The sequence below is a fragment of the Micromonospora sp. CPCC 205561 genome, assembly GCF_036906775.1.
In the GTDB taxonomy this organism is placed as follows: domain Bacteria; phylum Actinomycetota; class Actinomycetes; order Mycobacteriales; family Micromonosporaceae; genus Micromonospora.
Genome location: NZ_JBAKHV010000001.1, coordinates 201,139 through 215,736 on the forward strand (window position 1 = coordinate 201,139; position 14,598 = coordinate 215,736).

Here is a 14,598-nt window from a genome sequence, read left to right on the forward strand (position 1 = left end):
CCCGGATGAGCCTGTTGCCGAGCCCGGTCCCGCACCCGCTCGACTACTCACCCTGGCAACTGCCCGGCTGGGTCTACGAGGCCCTCGACTGGGTCATCGGCGTGGAGTGGCCGGAGGGGAACGAACGCGCGGTCTGGGACCTCGCGGACCAGTGGTACGCGGTGGCCACCGCCCTGGCCGGTCCACGGGTCGACGCCCTCGCCGCCGCGGGCGAGGTACGCGCCGGGTACGGCGGCGTCGGGGCGGTCGCCGCCGCCTTCGACACCGCATGGCGCCGGGTGGCCGAGGGCGACGAGGCGCCGCTGCCCGTGCTGCTCGCCGTCAGCACCGAGCTGGGCCGGCTCGTGGAGGAGTGCGGTTGCGACATCGAGGGCGCCAAGCTCGAGGTCTGGATCGAGCTGGGCATCCTGGTGGTGGAACTGCTCGCGCTGGCCGTCGCCACGGTGCTCACCGCGGGTGCGGCGTCGCCCGCCGCGGGTGCGGCGATCACCGCCACCAGGCTGATCGTGCAGCAGATCTTCAAGCGGTTGATGACGCAGCTGGCCCGCAAGTCGCTCAAGCAGGGGCTCAAGGAGGCCGGTGAGCGGGCGGCGAAGGAGGTCACCAAGGGCGGAATGCGAGGGTTCAGCCGGCGGGCCGCGCTGAGCGGTGTGTCCGAGGCGGCCGAGGAGAGCGGGATCAACCTCGCCACCCAGGCGTACCAGAACTCGACCGGCCGGCGACACGGCCTGGACGTCACGGAGCTTGGCACCACCGCGCTCGGCGGCCTGGCGGGCGGCGCGGTGGCTCCGCTGGCGGGGCTCGGCCGGCACGCCACCGGGCGGGGTGCCCGGGTCGGGGAGCACTTCGGCCGCGAGATGGCCGGCGAGGTGATGGCCGACCAGGCCGCCAGTCTCGCCACCGGCCAGGGGCTGACCTCCGTGGAGGACGCGGCGCGCGCGGCAGCGTCCGGAGCCCGCGGTTCGGCCACCAGCCAGGCCGATGCGGCGTTGCGGGCACGGCTGGACGGCCAACTGAGTGCCCTGGCCGGCGGGTCCCTCGCCCCCACCGAGAGTGTGGCGCCGATACAGACCTCGACTTCCGTCGTCGGCTCGACGTCAGGGGCGGAGGTGCCCCGGCAAGCGCTTTCGACGCCTGGTGTGGCAGCCTCCGTGGCTACGCCCAGCGCCGATGTGACAGCGATCGAGGCGAGATCGCCCAGCACGCTGCCGCCTCCTGATGCCGGTGCACGCGAACCCGGCCTTGTCCCCCAACAACGCGAGGCCTCCTCAACAGTGCCGATTCGGGCTTTCGCCGACCTGTCCGCGACTGCCCCGGTCGGACCGGCAACTGAGGGCCTGCCCGCGGAGAATCGGGACGACCGCCCGTCCGTACCGGGACTGGACCCTAACGTGGACCGGTTCGCAGCGCCGGCGTCCCGCATCGATCTGCCGACGTCGCCGTCCGACCTCACGCTTTCCTCGGTCGTGCCGGACGCTCCTCCGACGGCCGCACATGCCACATCGGTGACCCCCAGTGCCATCGGCGAACCAGCATCGAGTGCGGGGCCAGCCGCACAGAACTCGGGCAGCACGACGGCGGCCGCCTCGACTGCCGCACACCCGGTGACCGCTCTCCATCAACCTCATGCATCGACGGTTGCCTCGCCGCTCTCCGGCCTCCCGGCTCAGGCGTCTCCGGTCACCATCGGGGCGGCGGTGTCCGCCGAGGAGACGAGGACATCCCGTCCGCAGGCTGGCGGTACCGGCCCTCTGCCGCACCTGCCGCAGGGCGCGCCCTTCGTCCCCGAGGGATACGACCGGACCTCTGACCCAGCTTCAAGCCCGTCGAGAGCCACCGGACAACCACCTCCGCGTCCGCGCACGCCGGAGTGGTATGCAGCCAGGTGGGCTGCCGACCGTGATGCGTTCGAGCGACGCCGATACCGAGGGCACTTCGAGTTTCAACGTACGAATCACGAGCAGAATCGCCGCTTGGACAGTGCGGCCCGCCTACGCCAAGCGGCAGACCGAAGATACGACGAAGCCCGTTGGCTGATCAGTGAGGGCCGCCGACTGGCGCAGGCGGGGCATCGCGCCACCTCGGAGCGTTTCTTCCGGGAGGGCAGCGTTCGGGAGCGCTGGTGCCACCAGCAGAGGGATCTGGCCGACGAGGTCCTTGCAGGAACGGCCGCTCCGGTCGTCGTTGCGATCGGCGAGGCGGACTTCCGCCGGATCAACGACGACGTGGGCGACCTGGCGCACGGTGCCGTGGAGACCCCGGACCGCTCGGGGCTGACGGGCGACGACCATCCGCCGCCGATCGACCGGTCGCGGAACTACGGACAGCCCGGAGGCCTCCGCCCGCCGCTGGCCCTGCATCAGACAGACATCGAACGGCGGGTGCCTCGCGAGCCCGACGGCAGCGTCCGCCGGACCGCCGATCCGCGCCTTGGTGGCTGGTTCGGGCTGGTCAACGACGGTGGACCGCAGGCCGACCCGACCCGCGCCATCAACTGCATCGACTGCACCCTGTCGCTGTTCGACACCTGGATGCACGGCCGACCCCGGGTGGCCGCTCCCCGTACCTTCGACGCCTACGTGGCGGGCGATGTCACGCGTCCCATCAACGGTGAGCGGGACGGCATGGGACGGGTGGAAGACATCACCGGGGGACGCTTCCAGCGCCTCTGCCAGCCGACGGAGGACGTCCAGGGCGCCGAGCGGCAGCGGGCCATCGACACGGGATACCGCAACCTGCACGACCAACTCCGGATCGGAGGGCACGGCAGCTTCGCCTTCATCATCAACAGTTGGGAGCGGGGTGGCTCCCACATCTGGGTCGCCCTCAACCAGAACGGCACGATCCTCTACCTCGACCCGCAGACCGGGATCGTGTCGGACGCGCCCCTGTACACCCACGGGGGCACGCCACATCCGTACAACACGGTGGACACCGAGGTCCTGGTGCTCGGCGGGGACGGCAGGCCGATGCCGCTGGGCGGGCTGCGACGCGGCCGGTTCAGCCAGCGGCCGGACCTGCCGGAGTACCCACCCGTCGAGACCGATCAGGGCTACGGCGAGCCGCACCTGAACCGCCTCTACCTGCTCGACGGACCGGGCTCGGCTCCGTCCGAGGGATCGGCGCCGGCAGAGCGTCCGCCACAGCCCGGACAGCCAGGGCCGGTCGACGACCGGGATGACGATCCACTCGCGGGCCTCCGGGCCGCTCGGGAACGCGCACAGGTTGAACGTGAGTCGAGCGGTACGCCGGTCAGCGCGGTCCTGGCCAGCGCCCCCGGCCTGGAACAGGTGTTCGTCGCCGGGGTGACCCCGGCCGAGGTGGCCGCCGGGCTCGATCCGCGGACGCTCCAACGGCTCGTACCGCAACTCGACGAAACCGAAGCCCGAGACGTCGCGCGGTTGTTCGCCGATCCGCGAGTGCGGCGGATGTTGGACGACACCTGGCGGAATCCGCCCCGGCGTGAGTCCATGCTCGCCGAGACGCTCGTGAGTCAACTCGTACGGCGGCCGGACCTGGCGCGGATGATCCTTGCCACGCCCGAGTTGGCGAACTCGCTGACGGCGCGTCCGATGACGCTGCATAGTCTTTCCAGCCATCAACAGGCGATCGACGCCCTCGGTTCTGTGCTTGACGATATTCGGGACAGAGGGGTGGAAGCGGTCGCTGTCGAGACGGTTTCCGAACCCGTGCCCACACCTCTGACAAGCGAGCAGAGACGAATCAGTGCTCGCTACCCCAGCGGCGAGGAGCGAGCGCTGCAACCCGGATTCGATGTGAGCCGTAAGGGTGACAGCAAGTATCGCCGCCAGTATCTCGACCAGCTTTATGTCTCGGCGGCCGAAGCGCAACGGGAGGTCCTCGCAGTTGCCGGGCGTGTCGCCGCTGACACTTCCGGTCATGCCAGGCCCGCAGGTCGCCCCAAACCAAAGGAGAGGAGCCGCGCCGAGGACAAGATCGCCAAGTACCGGTGGGACGTGTCGATGCTGACCGATCTGGCTGCGGCGAAGGTCGTCTTCCGTGAACTGTCAGACCTCTACGCCGCACTCGACGTGCTTGATCAGTACGAAGGGGTGGAGATCGTCGAGTTCGAAGACCGCTTCATTTCTCCTCAAGGTAGCGGCTATCGAGATATCCAGATGATGCTTCGGATGTCGAACGGGCACATCGCAGAGTTCCGTCTGCACCTCCAGGCGCTGGACGACGTGGCGTCCTGGGAGCATGCGTTGTATCAGGTGCGGCGTGACCTCAAAGCGGTCGCAAAGGAGCAGGGTCGTAGCATGTCCGGGATGGAACGCGCCCTCTGGAACGGCGTCCTCAAGGAGGAACAGCAGCACTTCTGGCGGGCGTTGCAGACAACATTGGGTGGAGGCCCGCACGGATGACGGACATGCCTGGCCTCGTGCTTCCAGCCTATTTCAGTTACTACAAGTCACCGGTGAAGATGGCTGAGACGCCCGGCGGGGGCATCAGGGCCTGGCGGTTGTCCCATGATTCGGGCGGCTGGGAGCCCGCTGACGACCTCGTTGAGGAAATACTGGGGGCTGTCGGAGGAGAAATCAGTTCACTGACCGTGGACTCCTTCATCCAGTGGACCGAGCACGACCGTGGCCGCTACCTGCGGGGAGACGGGCCTGTTTTCGCTTTGTACGAAACGATCAGCGCGATCGTTGAGGGCGCTCAGGCTGAAGGGCGTCGCATGACGACGACGGAGCTGGCGTTGGTTCGCGGGATCAGGCGCAAGACGTTCGTCATGTTCGAGGAGGAACTTCAGCGGGCGGGGGACCCGGCGGCGGATCCCTCGTTGGCCGATGGCAGCGGGGCAGTCTGAGTTTCAGCGCAGGTACACCTGTTGCGGCGTGGTTGCTGCTCGGTCTGCTCCGGCAGCCGACTGAGGCGGAGCGGGGCTGGTTCCGGCGGACGGTGGCCGGGACGGCTTCGGGGCGCCGGTGACCGAGCCCGCCCGGGCAGAGCGCGCGCAGCCGAAGCTACTGCTGCGAGGCCGAACCGGCCGGGGGCTCCCGGCGACGGGGCGTTTTTGCGGGAGCGGAATACCCTGGCGAAATGGCTGAACCAGACACCGACCGGAAGTCGTCGGACGCCGAGGGTTGGCAGTCCAACGCCTGGGCGTGGCCGATCGGCATCATGCTCGGCCTGGTCCTCGGCCTGGCTGCCCTGGACGGGGCCGCGGGCATTTGGTTCGGTGTCAGCATCGGTATCGCCTTCGCCGTGGCCCTCGGCGCCGGCAGCCGCTCGGGCACCGACGACGACGACGACGCCGACGCCGACGCCCACGCCGACGACGAGGCCACCGACGCCGACGGCAAGCGACCCGGCGGTGCCAGCGACGCGCGCGAGCGACACGACGCGAACGACGCGGGCGACCGACCCGGCGGAGAACCGGACGCGCACGGGCGGCGCGGGAGGGACGCCGGGCGGGGCCCGGCCGGCCAGGGGTTCGATGAACGGCCCGCCGCCCGGCAGCGCCCCGACCGCTCGTCGTGATGTCCGAGAGGTCGACGGCCGCGTGGGCGGGCCTTCCCGATCGCTCCGAGGTCCGGGTGGGCGAGCCGGCGAGCGTGGCGGAGGCGCTGGCCGTACAGGAGCGGTTGCGGCCCCTCGTAGACACTGCGGGCCCGGGGCCGGAGGCGCCGGCGACGGTCGCCGGGCTGGACGTCGCGTACGCCGAGAGCGGCGACCGGCTCGCGGCGGCCGTGACCGTGCTGGACGCCCGGACCCTCGCGGTGGTCGACTCGGCGGTCAGCGTGGGCCGGCCGGCGTTCGGGTACGTGCCGGGGCTCTTCGCGTTCCGCGAGCTGCCCGCGCTGCTCGACGCGCTCGACGGGTTGACCGTGCGCCCGGAGCTGCTGGTCTGCGACGGGCACGGGCTGGCCCACCCGCGCCGGTTCGGGCTCGCCTGCCACCTGGGCGTGGTGACCGGCCTGCCGGCGATCGGGGTGGGCAAGACGCCGCTGCTGGGCGAGTGGACGCCGCCGGCCGGTGGGCGCGGGGCGTGGGCGCCGCTGCGCGACGGCGACGAGGTCGTGGGTCGGGTGCTGCGCACCCGGGACGGCGTGAAGCCGGTCTTCGTCAGCGTCGGGCACCGGATGAGCCTCGACAACGCGACCGCGCGAGTGCTGGCGTTGACGCCGCGCTACCGGCTGCCGGAGACCACCCGTACCGCCGACCGGCTCTGTCGCGACGCCCTGGCCGGTGCCGGCGCCGGCTGATCCGAGGACGCGGCCCGGACCGGGACGCCGGGGCGGTGCCGGCCGCCGACGACGCGGCCGGGCGGCGGGCGGCGGTACGGGCCGGTCCGCCGCGGCGTGATCGTCGCCGCCACCCCCTCCGATCAGGGGCCCGTCGGTTCCGCCGCGCGGGGCAGGTGCGCGGGGCGACCGCGAGGGTAATAAGGCGCACATCCGGAGCGCTCAATGACCGAGGCCACTCGGGGCGCGGTAGTAGCCTGACCGGCGGACCCCCGTCGGGGGAGGAACGGCGAGGTGATCATGGCGGTACGTCGGCACGCGGCGCGGCTCGCGACGGCCTGTGCGTTGCTGGGCGGCCTGGTGGCGCTCGGCGCGACGCCGGCGTTCGCCGATGACGACTCGGTCCGGGTGCGGTCGGCCGGCAGCTTCACCGCCGGTGGCTCCGCGGAGGGCGTCACGATCGAGGTGCGCAAGCGCAGCGAGGGGTGCGTGCTGGTGCGTACCGCGTTGGGGCTGCGCCTGTCGGGCCTGCGCGCGGACCAGGCCAGTGTGCAGGTCAACGTGGGTGGGCGCTGGTTCCCGGTGTCGCTTTCCGGTGGCCGGGGCAGTGCGGCCACCTCGGCCACGTCGCCGCTCAACCCGAGGCTCTGCAAGGGCAGGAGCGTCGCGGTGCGCTACCGGGTGGAGTTCGCCTCGGACGCGCCGAACGGCCGGTTGACGGTGACCGGGGCGGCCACCGACGCGCTCGGGCGCTCGGTCGGGCGGGGCGCCGCGGCCTCCCGGGTGGTCGGCGGCAGGGAGACACCGTCGCCGTCGCCGAAGCCCTCGAAGAAGCCGTCGCCCACCCCGAGCGCCCTCGCCACCGACGTGCGGCCCGCCGGGGAGGCGCCGACCCTGGCCGCCGTCGGCGGATCGGGCGCGGGCGCAGCCGGCAACGCCGCCGAGGAGGAGTCCTCCGGCGGGTCGATGATCATGTACTTCGGCGTCGCCATGGTCGCCGTGGGGATCCTCCTCATCGTCCTGCTGTTCCGCCGCTCGCGGGCGGACCGGCGCCCTGCCGACGACGTCCCGGGTCACGTTCCGCTGCCCCGCAACCCCGGCGGCACCACCTACCGCTCCGCGCAGGGCCCGCCCGCCGTCCCGGGCCAGCCCGGCCAGGTGTACGGCCAGCAGCCGCCCGCCCCCGGCGTGTACGGCGGCACCCCCGCCCCGCGCCCGTCCGGCGGCGTGTACGGCAGCCGCCCGGAGGCGACCCAGGTGGTGCCCGGCCCGCCGGCGTCCCCGCCGGTGTCGGCTCCCCCCGGCGGTCCGGTGTCGGCCCCGCCGTCGCCCGGACGGTACGGGGCGCCGGGCGCTCCCGGCAGGCCCGGCGACCAGCCTCCGGAGGAGGGCGGCGGCGACCACACCGTGTTCATGCCCCGGCTCCCTGGCTGAGCCGGGGCGCCGCGCACCCCTCCGATACGCTCAGGCCGTTGACGACCTGCGGCGCGAGGAGCGATACCGGTGTCTGATCTGTCCCAGATCGTGAAGGCCTACGACGTCCGTGGGACGGTGCCGGACCAGTGGGACGAGCGTGCCGCCGAGGCCCTCGGCGCGGCCTTCACGCAGGTGCTCAACGGCTTCGGTGAGCACGGCGAGGCGGTGCTCGTCGCGCACGACATGCGCGCCACCGGCCCCGGCCTGGCCGCCGCCTTCGCCGCCGGGGTGCGCGCCGAGGGGCGTGCGGTCGTCGAGCTGGGTCTCGCCTCGACCGACATGCTCTACTACGCCTCCGGCAGCCTGGGGCTGCCCGGGGCGATGTTCACCGCCAGCCACAACCCGGCGCAGTACAACGGCATCAAGATGTGCCGCTCCGGTGCCCGCCCGATCGGGCAGGACACCGGGCTCGCCGAGATCCGCGAGCGGGCGCAGGCCCTGCTGGACAAGGACGAGGCCCGCCCGGCCGGTGAGCCGGTCGCGCCGGCCGAGCGCCGGGACCTGCTGGCCGACTACGCGGCGTACCTGCGGCAGCTGGTGGACCTCTCCCGCATCCGGCCGCTGAAGGTGGTCGTCGACGCCGGCAACGGCATGGGCGGCTACACCGTGCCGACCGTGCTCGGCGACGCCGCCCTGCCGGCGCTGCCGCTGGAGATCGTGCCGCTCTACTTCGAGCTGGACGGCACCTTCCCCAACCACGAGGCCAACCCGCTGGATCCGGCCAACCTGGTCGACCTCCAGCGCGCGGTGGTCGAGCACGGCGCCGAGATCGGCCTGGCGTTCGACGGCGACGCCGACCGCTGCTTCGTGGTCGACGAGCGCGGCGAGCCGGTCTCGCCGTCGGCGATCACCGCCCTGGTGGCGGCCCGCGAGCTGGCGAAGCACCCCGGTTCGACGGTGATCCACAACCCGATCACCTCCGCCGCCGTACCGGAGATCATCCGCGAGCACGGCGGTGAGCCGGTCGTCGCGCGGGTCGGGCACTCCTTCATCAAGGCGGAGATGGCCCGGACGAACGCCATCTTCGGCGGCGAACACTCCGCCCACTACTACTTCCGCGACTTCTGGTTCGCCGACACCGGCATGCTCGCCGCGATGCACACCCTGGCCGCCCTGGGTGAGCAGTCGCTCCCGCTCTCCGTGTTCGCCGCCGAGTACGAGCGCTACGTCGCCTCCGGTGAGATCAACTCGACGGTGGCCGACCAGGCCGCGAAGGTCGCCGAGGTGCGCGCCGCGTACCCGCAGGCCGACGTGGAGGAGCTGGACGGGCTCACGCTGCGCTTCCCGGACGGTGCGTGGTTCAATCTGCGCGCCTCCAACACCGAGCCCCTGCTGCGGCTCAACGTCGAGGCCCCGACGCGGGAGCGGATGGCCGCCCTCCGTGACGAGGTGCTCGACCGGGTTCGCCGATAAGATCCCCTGCGCCGGTCGGCACCGCCGATCGGTGAGACCGCATACGTGGAAGGAGCCGCGCCGTGGCCCTGGACCCGCAGTTGCTGGAAATCCTCGCCTGTCCGGACACGCATCACGCCCCGCTCGCCTACGACGCGGAGGCGCAGACGCTGACATGCACCGAGTGCGGCCGGATCTTCGAGGTCCGCGACGACGTGCCGGTGCTGCTGCTCGACGAGGCGCGCGGCCCCGCGGAGCGGTCATGATCGACGGTACGGCCGGAGTCAGCGGCCGCCGCGAGCCCGACGAGGCCCTTCTCGACGACCCGGCCGCGCTCGCGGAGCACGACCCCGGCGGCATGCTGCGGCACACCGCCTCCGCCGGGGCCCAGGTCCGCGAGACGGCCGCCCTGGCCGCCGAGGCCAACCTCCAGGTGCTCGCCGACGAGGGGCGCCCCCGGGCGGTCGTCATCGCCGGTATCGGCACCGCCGGGCGTACGGGCGACGTGCTGGCCACCGTCGCCGGGCCGCGCTGCCCGGTGCCGGTCATCCCGCACCGCAGCGCCGGCGTGCCGGGCTGGGTGGGCGCCGCCGACGTCGTCATCGCCGTCAGCGCCTCCGGCCGCAGCCCCGAGGCGCTGGGGGCCGCCGAGGCGGCGCACCGGCGCGGCGCCCGGCTGGTCGCCGTGGGCGCGCCCGACTCGCAGTTGCAGTCCGTGGCCGAGCGGGCCCGGGCGCCGTTCATCCCGGTGCCCCGGCGCGCCCCGGCCCGGGCCAGCCTCTGGGCGCTCACCGTGCCGGTTCTGCTCGCCGCCCGTACGCTCGGCCTCGTGAAGGTCAACGAGGCGGATCTGGCGGAGACCGCGGCCCGGCTGGACGCGGAGGCCGACCGCTGCCGTCCCACGGCCGAGTCCTTCGTCAACCCGGCGAAGTCGCTGGCGCTGGGCCTGGCCGGCTCGGTGCCGATCGTCTGGGGCTCGTCGCCGCTGGCCACCGTCGCGGCCCGCCGGTTCGGCGACACCCTCTCCGCCAACGCCCGCTACCCGGTGGTCAGCGGGGCGCTCGGCGAGGCCGGTCGGGGGCGGGTCGGCCTGCTCGACGGCGTCTTCGGCGGCCTGGCCGAGGGGGAGCGGGACATCTTCGCCGACCCCGACCAGGAGGAGCCCTCGGGTACCCGGCTGCGGCTGGTGCTGCTGCGCGACGGCGGGCTGAACCCGGAGGACGACGCCGACGAGCCCCTCGACGTGGAGGAGCGCCGCGCGGACGCGGTGCAGACCCTCGCCGAGCGGCGGGGCGTGCGCTGCGACGTGGTGACCGCCGAGGGCGGCTCCGCGCTGGAGCGGCTCGCCTCGCTGGTGGCCGTGCCGGACTTCGCCTCGATCTACCTCGCCCTGGCACACGGACTGGATCCGATGGCCGTACCGGCCATCACCGAGATGAAGGAGCTGGCAAACCAGTGAGCGATAGCAGCGGACGGGTCGAGCGGCGCGCCGCGTCGGCGCCCGTCGGTGCCCGGCGGAACGGAGCGACGGCGTGAGCGCCAATGGTGGTACGAAGGCGATCGTCGCCGCCCTGTTGGCCAACTCCGGCATCGCCGTCACCAAGTTCGTCGCGTTCCTGCTGACCGGGTCGTCGTCGATGCTGGCCGAGTCGGTCCACTCGGTCGCCGACGCCGGCAACCAGGGGTTGCTGCTGCTCGGCGGGCGGCGGGCCAAGCGCGCGGCCACCCCGCAGCACCCCTTCGGCTACGGCCGGGAGCGCTACGTCTACGCGTTCATCGTGTCGATCGTGCTTTTCAGCGTCGGCGGCCTGTTCGCCCTCTACGAGGCGTACCACAAGTGGTCGCACAAGGAGGGCATCACCTCGTGGCACTGGGTGCCGGTCGCAGTGCTGGTGGCCGCGATCATCATGGAGATCTTCTCCTTCCGCACCGCCATCCAGGAGTCCAACCTCGTCCGGGGCAACCAGTCCTGGGTGAAGTTCGTCCGGCGCGCCAAGGCCCCCGAGCTGCCGGTGGTGCTGCTGGAGGACCTGGGCGCGCTGGTCGGCCTGGTCTTCGCGCTCTTCGGCGTGGGCATGACGCTGATCACCGGCAACGGCCGGTGGGACGCGGCGGGCACCGCGATGATCGGTGTGCTGCTGGTGGTCATCGCGGTCATCCTGGCCATCGAGACCAAGAGCCTGCTGCTCGGCGAGGGCGCGGAGGCGAGCGAGGTCGCCGCGATCGAGAAGGCCGTCACCGACGGTCCGGAGTTCGAGCGGATCATCCACATGAAGACGCTCTACCTCGGCCCCGAGGAGCTGATGGTGGCCGCGAAGGTCGCCGTGCCGGCCGGGGACAACGCCCAGGAGCTGGCCCGCAGCATCAACACCGTCGAGGGCCGGATCCGCGCCGCCGTGCCGACCGCCCGGGTGATCTACCTGGAGCCGGACATCTACCGCGTCTCCGCCGAGCAGGCGGGCGCCGGGAGTACGCCGGTCGTGGCCGCGCCGGCAGCCGAGTCGGGTGAGGCCGCCGGGCGGCCCGGGAGCTGACCGGTGGAACTGCTGCACGGGTCGATCAGGGACTACGCCTGGGGTTCCCGCTCGGCGATCGCCGAGTTGCAGGGGCGGCCGGTGCCGAGCGACGGCCCGGAGGCGGAGCTGTGGCTGGGCGCCCACCCGGGCGGCCCGGCCCTGGTCGACCGCGACGGTGACCGGGTGAGCCTGACCGACCTGCTGCTCGCCGAGCCGGACCACTGGCTCGGCGAGCGGCTCGTCGGCCGGTTCGGCACCCGGCTGCCGTTCATGCTCAAGGTGCTCGCGGCGGACGCCCCGCTCAGCCTCCAGGCGCACCCCGACGCCGAGCAGGCCCGCGCCGGGCACGCGGCCGACGCCGACCGCCCGGACGGGCAGCGCAACTACGTCGACCCGTACCACAAGCCGGAGCTGCTGGTCGCGCTCTCGCCGATGGAGGCGCTCTGCGGGTTCCGGGACCCGGCCGCCTCGGCGGCGACGCTGGCCAGCTTCGGCGTACCCGGGCTGGAGCCGGTGCTGACGGCGCTGCGCGGCGGGCCGGCGGGGCTGCGTGACGCCGTACGGCTGCTGCTGACCTGGCCCGCCGGGGAGCGCGACGCGCTGGTGGCGGCCGTGGCGTCGGCGCCGGTCGCGGGGCCGGACGGGGAGCTGGCGCGGGGTCTGGCCGCCGCCTACCCGGGCGACCCGGGGGTGCTGGTGGCGATGCTGCTCAACCGGGTGCGGCTGGCGCCCGGCGAGGCGATCTGGATGCCGGCGGGCAATCTGCACGCCTACCTGCGCGGCACCGGCGTGGAGATCATGGCGGCCAGCGACAACGTGCTGCGCGGCGGGCTGACGCCGAAGCGGGTGGACGTGGACGAGCTGCTGCGGGTGCTCCGCTTCGAGGTGCTGCGCGAGCCGGTGGTGCCGCCGCTGGAGGTCGCCCCGGGCCTGGTCACCTGGCCGGTGCCGGTCGACGACTTCGCGCTGCACCGGGTGACGGTGGGTGCGCGGCGGCCGGAGGTGACCGTCCCGGTGCCGGGGCCCCGGGTGGTGCTCTGCGGCGCGGGCGAGGTCCGCGTGGACGACGGGGCGGGGACGGTGACGCTGGGGCCGGGACGGGCCGCGGTGGGGACCGCCGCCGGCGGGCCGCTGCGCCTGGCCGGCGCCGGTGAGGCGTACGTCGCGAGCTGCGGCCTGAACTGACCGGCGCGGCTGCCCGGACGAGTCCGACTTTCCCGGAATGGCTTGACGCTTCGTTGGCGCAGTGTGACTCTATGAGTACGCAGCGTTATCGCGACGAAGGTCCGAGAACGCGCGGGGGAACCAAACCGGGGGGATGCACGGGGCGGCGGCTGGTGGACGGGACTCCGTCCGGCACCGACCGCCCCGTGCGCTGTGCACCGACGCCGTCGTGCTCTCTTCACCGACCGGTCCTGACCGTGGCGGCTCGCGCGCGTAAGGTGAATGGTCGCGCAGCACATCGTCCGACAGGAGATTCCATGACCAGCACCCTCCCGGCGTCCGCCAGCGGCACGCCGACCGAGGCCCGGCCGAGCACTCTCGCCGAGGGCGACTTCAAGGTGGCCGATCTGTCGCTCGCCGAGTTCGGGCGCAAGGAGATCCAGCTCGCCGAGCACGAGATGCCCGGCCTGATGGCGATCCGTCGGGAGTTCGCCGCCGCGCAGCCGCTCGCCGGTGCCCGGATCACCGGATCGCTGCACATGACCATCCAGACCGCTGTCCTGATCGAGACCCTGGTCGCGCTCGGCGCGCAGGTCCGCTGGGCGTCCTGCAACATCTTCTCCACCCAGGACCACGCGGCCGCCGCGATCGTGGTCGGCGCGGAGGGCACCCCCGAGGCCCCCGCCGGCGTCCCGGTCTACGCCTGGAAGGGCGAGAGCCTGGAGGAGTACTGGTGGTGCACCGAGCAGGTGCTCACCTGGCCCGACGGGCAGGGCCCGAACATGATCCTCGACGACGGCGGCGACGCCACCCTGCTCGTGCACAAGGGCGCCGAGTTCGAGAAGGCCGGCTCCGTCCCGCCCGTGGAGTCCGCCGACTCCGAGGAGTACGCGGTCATCCTCGGGCTGCTGCACCGCTCGATCGCCGAGGACGCTCAGCGCTGGACCCGGATCGCCGCCGGGATCAAGGGCGTGACCGAGGAGACCACCACCGGCGTGCACCGGCTCTACGAGATGCACCGCGCCGGCACCCTGCTCTTCCCCGCCATCAACGTCAACGACTCGGTGACGAAGAGCAAGTTCGACAACAAGTACGGCTGCCGCCACTCGCTGATCGACGGCATCAACCGGGCCACCGACGTGCTGATCGGCGGCAAGATGGCGGTCGTGCTCGGCTACGGCGACGTGGGCAAGGGCTGCGCCGAGTCGCTGCGCGGCCAGGGCGCCCGGGTCGTGGTGACCGAGGTCGACCCGATCTGCGCGCTCCAGGCCGCGATGGACGGCTACCAGGTGGCCACCCTGGAGGACGTGGTCGAGCAGGCCGACATCTTCATCACCGCCACCGGCTGCTTCGACGTCATCACCAACGAGCACATGGCCCGGATGAAGCACCAGGCCATCGTCGGCAACATCGGCCACTTCGACAACGAGATCGACATGGCCGGCCTGGCGAAGCGTTCCGACGTCGAGCGGGTCAACATCAAGCCGCAGGTCGACCTCTGGAAGTTCGCCGACGGGCACGCCATCATCGTGCTCTCGGAGGGCCGCCTGCTGAACCTGGGCAACGCCACCGGCCACCCGAGCTTCGTGATGTCGAACTCGTTCGCCAACCAGACGATCGCCCAGATCGAGCTCTACACCAAGACCGACCAGTACCCGACCGGCGTCTACGTGCTGCCCAAGCACCTCGACGAGAAGGTCGCCCGGCTGCACCTGGCGGCGCTCGGCGCCAAGCTGAGCACCCTCACCGAGGAGCAGGCCAGCTACCTCGGCATCTCCGTCGAGGGCCCGTTCAAGCCGGAGCACTACCGCTACTGACCACCGAACGCACCGACCGGGGTC

At 72.6% G+C, this 14,598-nt stretch carries 11 protein-coding genes; all 11 read left to right on the forward strand.

Annotated features, from left to right (window positions below; all coding sequences use genetic code 11):
- The first annotated feature begins 5 nt into the window (after positions 1-5).
- The 11 genes from V6V16_RS00905 (at position 6) to ahcY (ending at position 14,574) form a co-directional block, all read left to right on the forward strand.
- Positions 6-4,385: a toxin glutamine deamidase domain-containing protein gene (locus V6V16_RS00905; RefSeq protein ID WP_334558540.1), complete on the forward strand. Its 4,380-nt coding sequence runs from the start codon at positions 6-8 to the stop codon at positions 4,383-4,385.
- Positions 4,382-4,831: a hypothetical protein gene (locus V6V16_RS00910; protein WP_334558542.1), complete on the forward strand. Its 450-nt coding sequence runs from the start codon at positions 4,382-4,384 to the stop codon at positions 4,829-4,831. The genes V6V16_RS00905 and V6V16_RS00910 overlap by 4 nt, the downstream gene beginning before the upstream one ends.
- A gap of 233 nt (positions 4,832-5,064) precedes the next feature.
- Positions 5,065-5,505 (forward strand): hypothetical protein, encoded by a 441-nt coding sequence (locus tag V6V16_RS00915; RefSeq protein ID WP_334558544.1) that lies wholly within the window; start codon positions 5,065-5,067, stop codon positions 5,503-5,505.
- Positions 5,505-6,230: an endonuclease V gene (locus V6V16_RS00920; protein ID WP_334558547.1), complete on the forward strand. Its 726-nt coding sequence runs from the start codon at positions 5,505-5,507 to the stop codon at positions 6,228-6,230. The genes V6V16_RS00915 and V6V16_RS00920 overlap by 1 nt, the downstream gene beginning before the upstream one ends.
- Before the next feature lie 279 nt (positions 6,231-6,509).
- On the forward strand, positions 6,510-7,643 hold the full coding sequence (locus tag V6V16_RS00925) for a hypothetical protein (RefSeq protein ID WP_334558548.1): 1,134 nt from the start codon (positions 6,510-6,512) through the stop codon (positions 7,641-7,643).
- A gap of 69 nt (positions 7,644-7,712) precedes the next feature.
- The gene (locus V6V16_RS00930; RefSeq protein ID WP_334558549.1) at positions 7,713-9,098 is read left to right on the forward strand and encodes a phosphomannomutase/phosphoglucomutase; all 1,386 of its coding nucleotides are present in this window, start codon (positions 7,713-7,715) and stop codon (positions 9,096-9,098) included.
- 62 nt (positions 9,099-9,160) lie between these two features.
- Positions 9,161-9,343: a Trm112 family protein gene (locus tag V6V16_RS00935; protein WP_334558552.1), complete on the forward strand. Its 183-nt coding sequence runs from the start codon at positions 9,161-9,163 to the stop codon at positions 9,341-9,343.
- Positions 9,340-10,536: an SIS domain-containing protein gene (locus V6V16_RS00940; protein ID WP_334558554.1), complete on the forward strand. Its 1,197-nt coding sequence runs from the start codon at positions 9,340-9,342 to the stop codon at positions 10,534-10,536. The genes V6V16_RS00935 and V6V16_RS00940 overlap by 4 nt, the downstream gene beginning before the upstream one ends.
- 73 nt (positions 10,537-10,609) lie before the next feature.
- The gene (locus V6V16_RS00945) at positions 10,610-11,611 is read left to right on the forward strand and encodes a cation diffusion facilitator family transporter (RefSeq protein ID WP_334558556.1); all 1,002 of its coding nucleotides are present in this window, start codon (positions 10,610-10,612) and stop codon (positions 11,609-11,611) included.
- Positions 11,612-11,614: 3 nt separating this feature from the next.
- Positions 11,615-12,778, forward strand: a complete 1,164-nt coding sequence (gene manA / locus V6V16_RS00950; RefSeq protein ID WP_334558557.1) for a mannose-6-phosphate isomerase, class I — start codon at positions 11,615-11,617, stop codon at positions 12,776-12,778.
- Between the two features lie 296 nt (positions 12,779-13,074).
- Positions 13,075-14,574, forward strand: a complete 1,500-nt coding sequence (ahcY, locus tag V6V16_RS00955) for an adenosylhomocysteinase (RefSeq protein ID WP_334558559.1) — start codon at positions 13,075-13,077, stop codon at positions 14,572-14,574.
- Positions 14,575-14,598: the final 24 nt, after the last annotated feature.

Bases quoted from the DNA above. Each gene is read 5' to 3' on its own strand.
- V6V16_RS00920 (WP_334558547.1), top strand. From the start codon at position 5,505: ATGTCCGAGAGGTCGACGGCCGCGTGGGCGGGCCTTCCCGATCGCTCC.
- V6V16_RS00915 (WP_334558544.1), top strand. From the start codon at position 5,065: ATGGCTGAACCAGACACCGACCGGAAGTCGTCGGACGCCGAGGGTTGG.
- ahcY (WP_334558559.1), top strand. From the start codon at position 13,075: ATGACCAGCACCCTCCCGGCGTCCGCCAGCGGCACGCCGACCGAGGCC.
- V6V16_RS00925 (WP_334558548.1), top strand. From the start codon at position 6,510: ATGGCGGTACGTCGGCACGCGGCGCGGCTCGCGACGGCCTGTGCGTTG.
- V6V16_RS00910 (WP_334558542.1), top strand. From the start codon at position 4,382: ATGACGGACATGCCTGGCCTCGTGCTTCCAGCCTATTTCAGTTACTAC.
- V6V16_RS00905 (WP_334558540.1), top strand. From the start codon at position 6: ATGAGCCTGTTGCCGAGCCCGGTCCCGCACCCGCTCGACTACTCACCC.
- V6V16_RS00940 (WP_334558554.1), top strand. From the start codon at position 9,340: ATGATCGACGGTACGGCCGGAGTCAGCGGCCGCCGCGAGCCCGACGAG.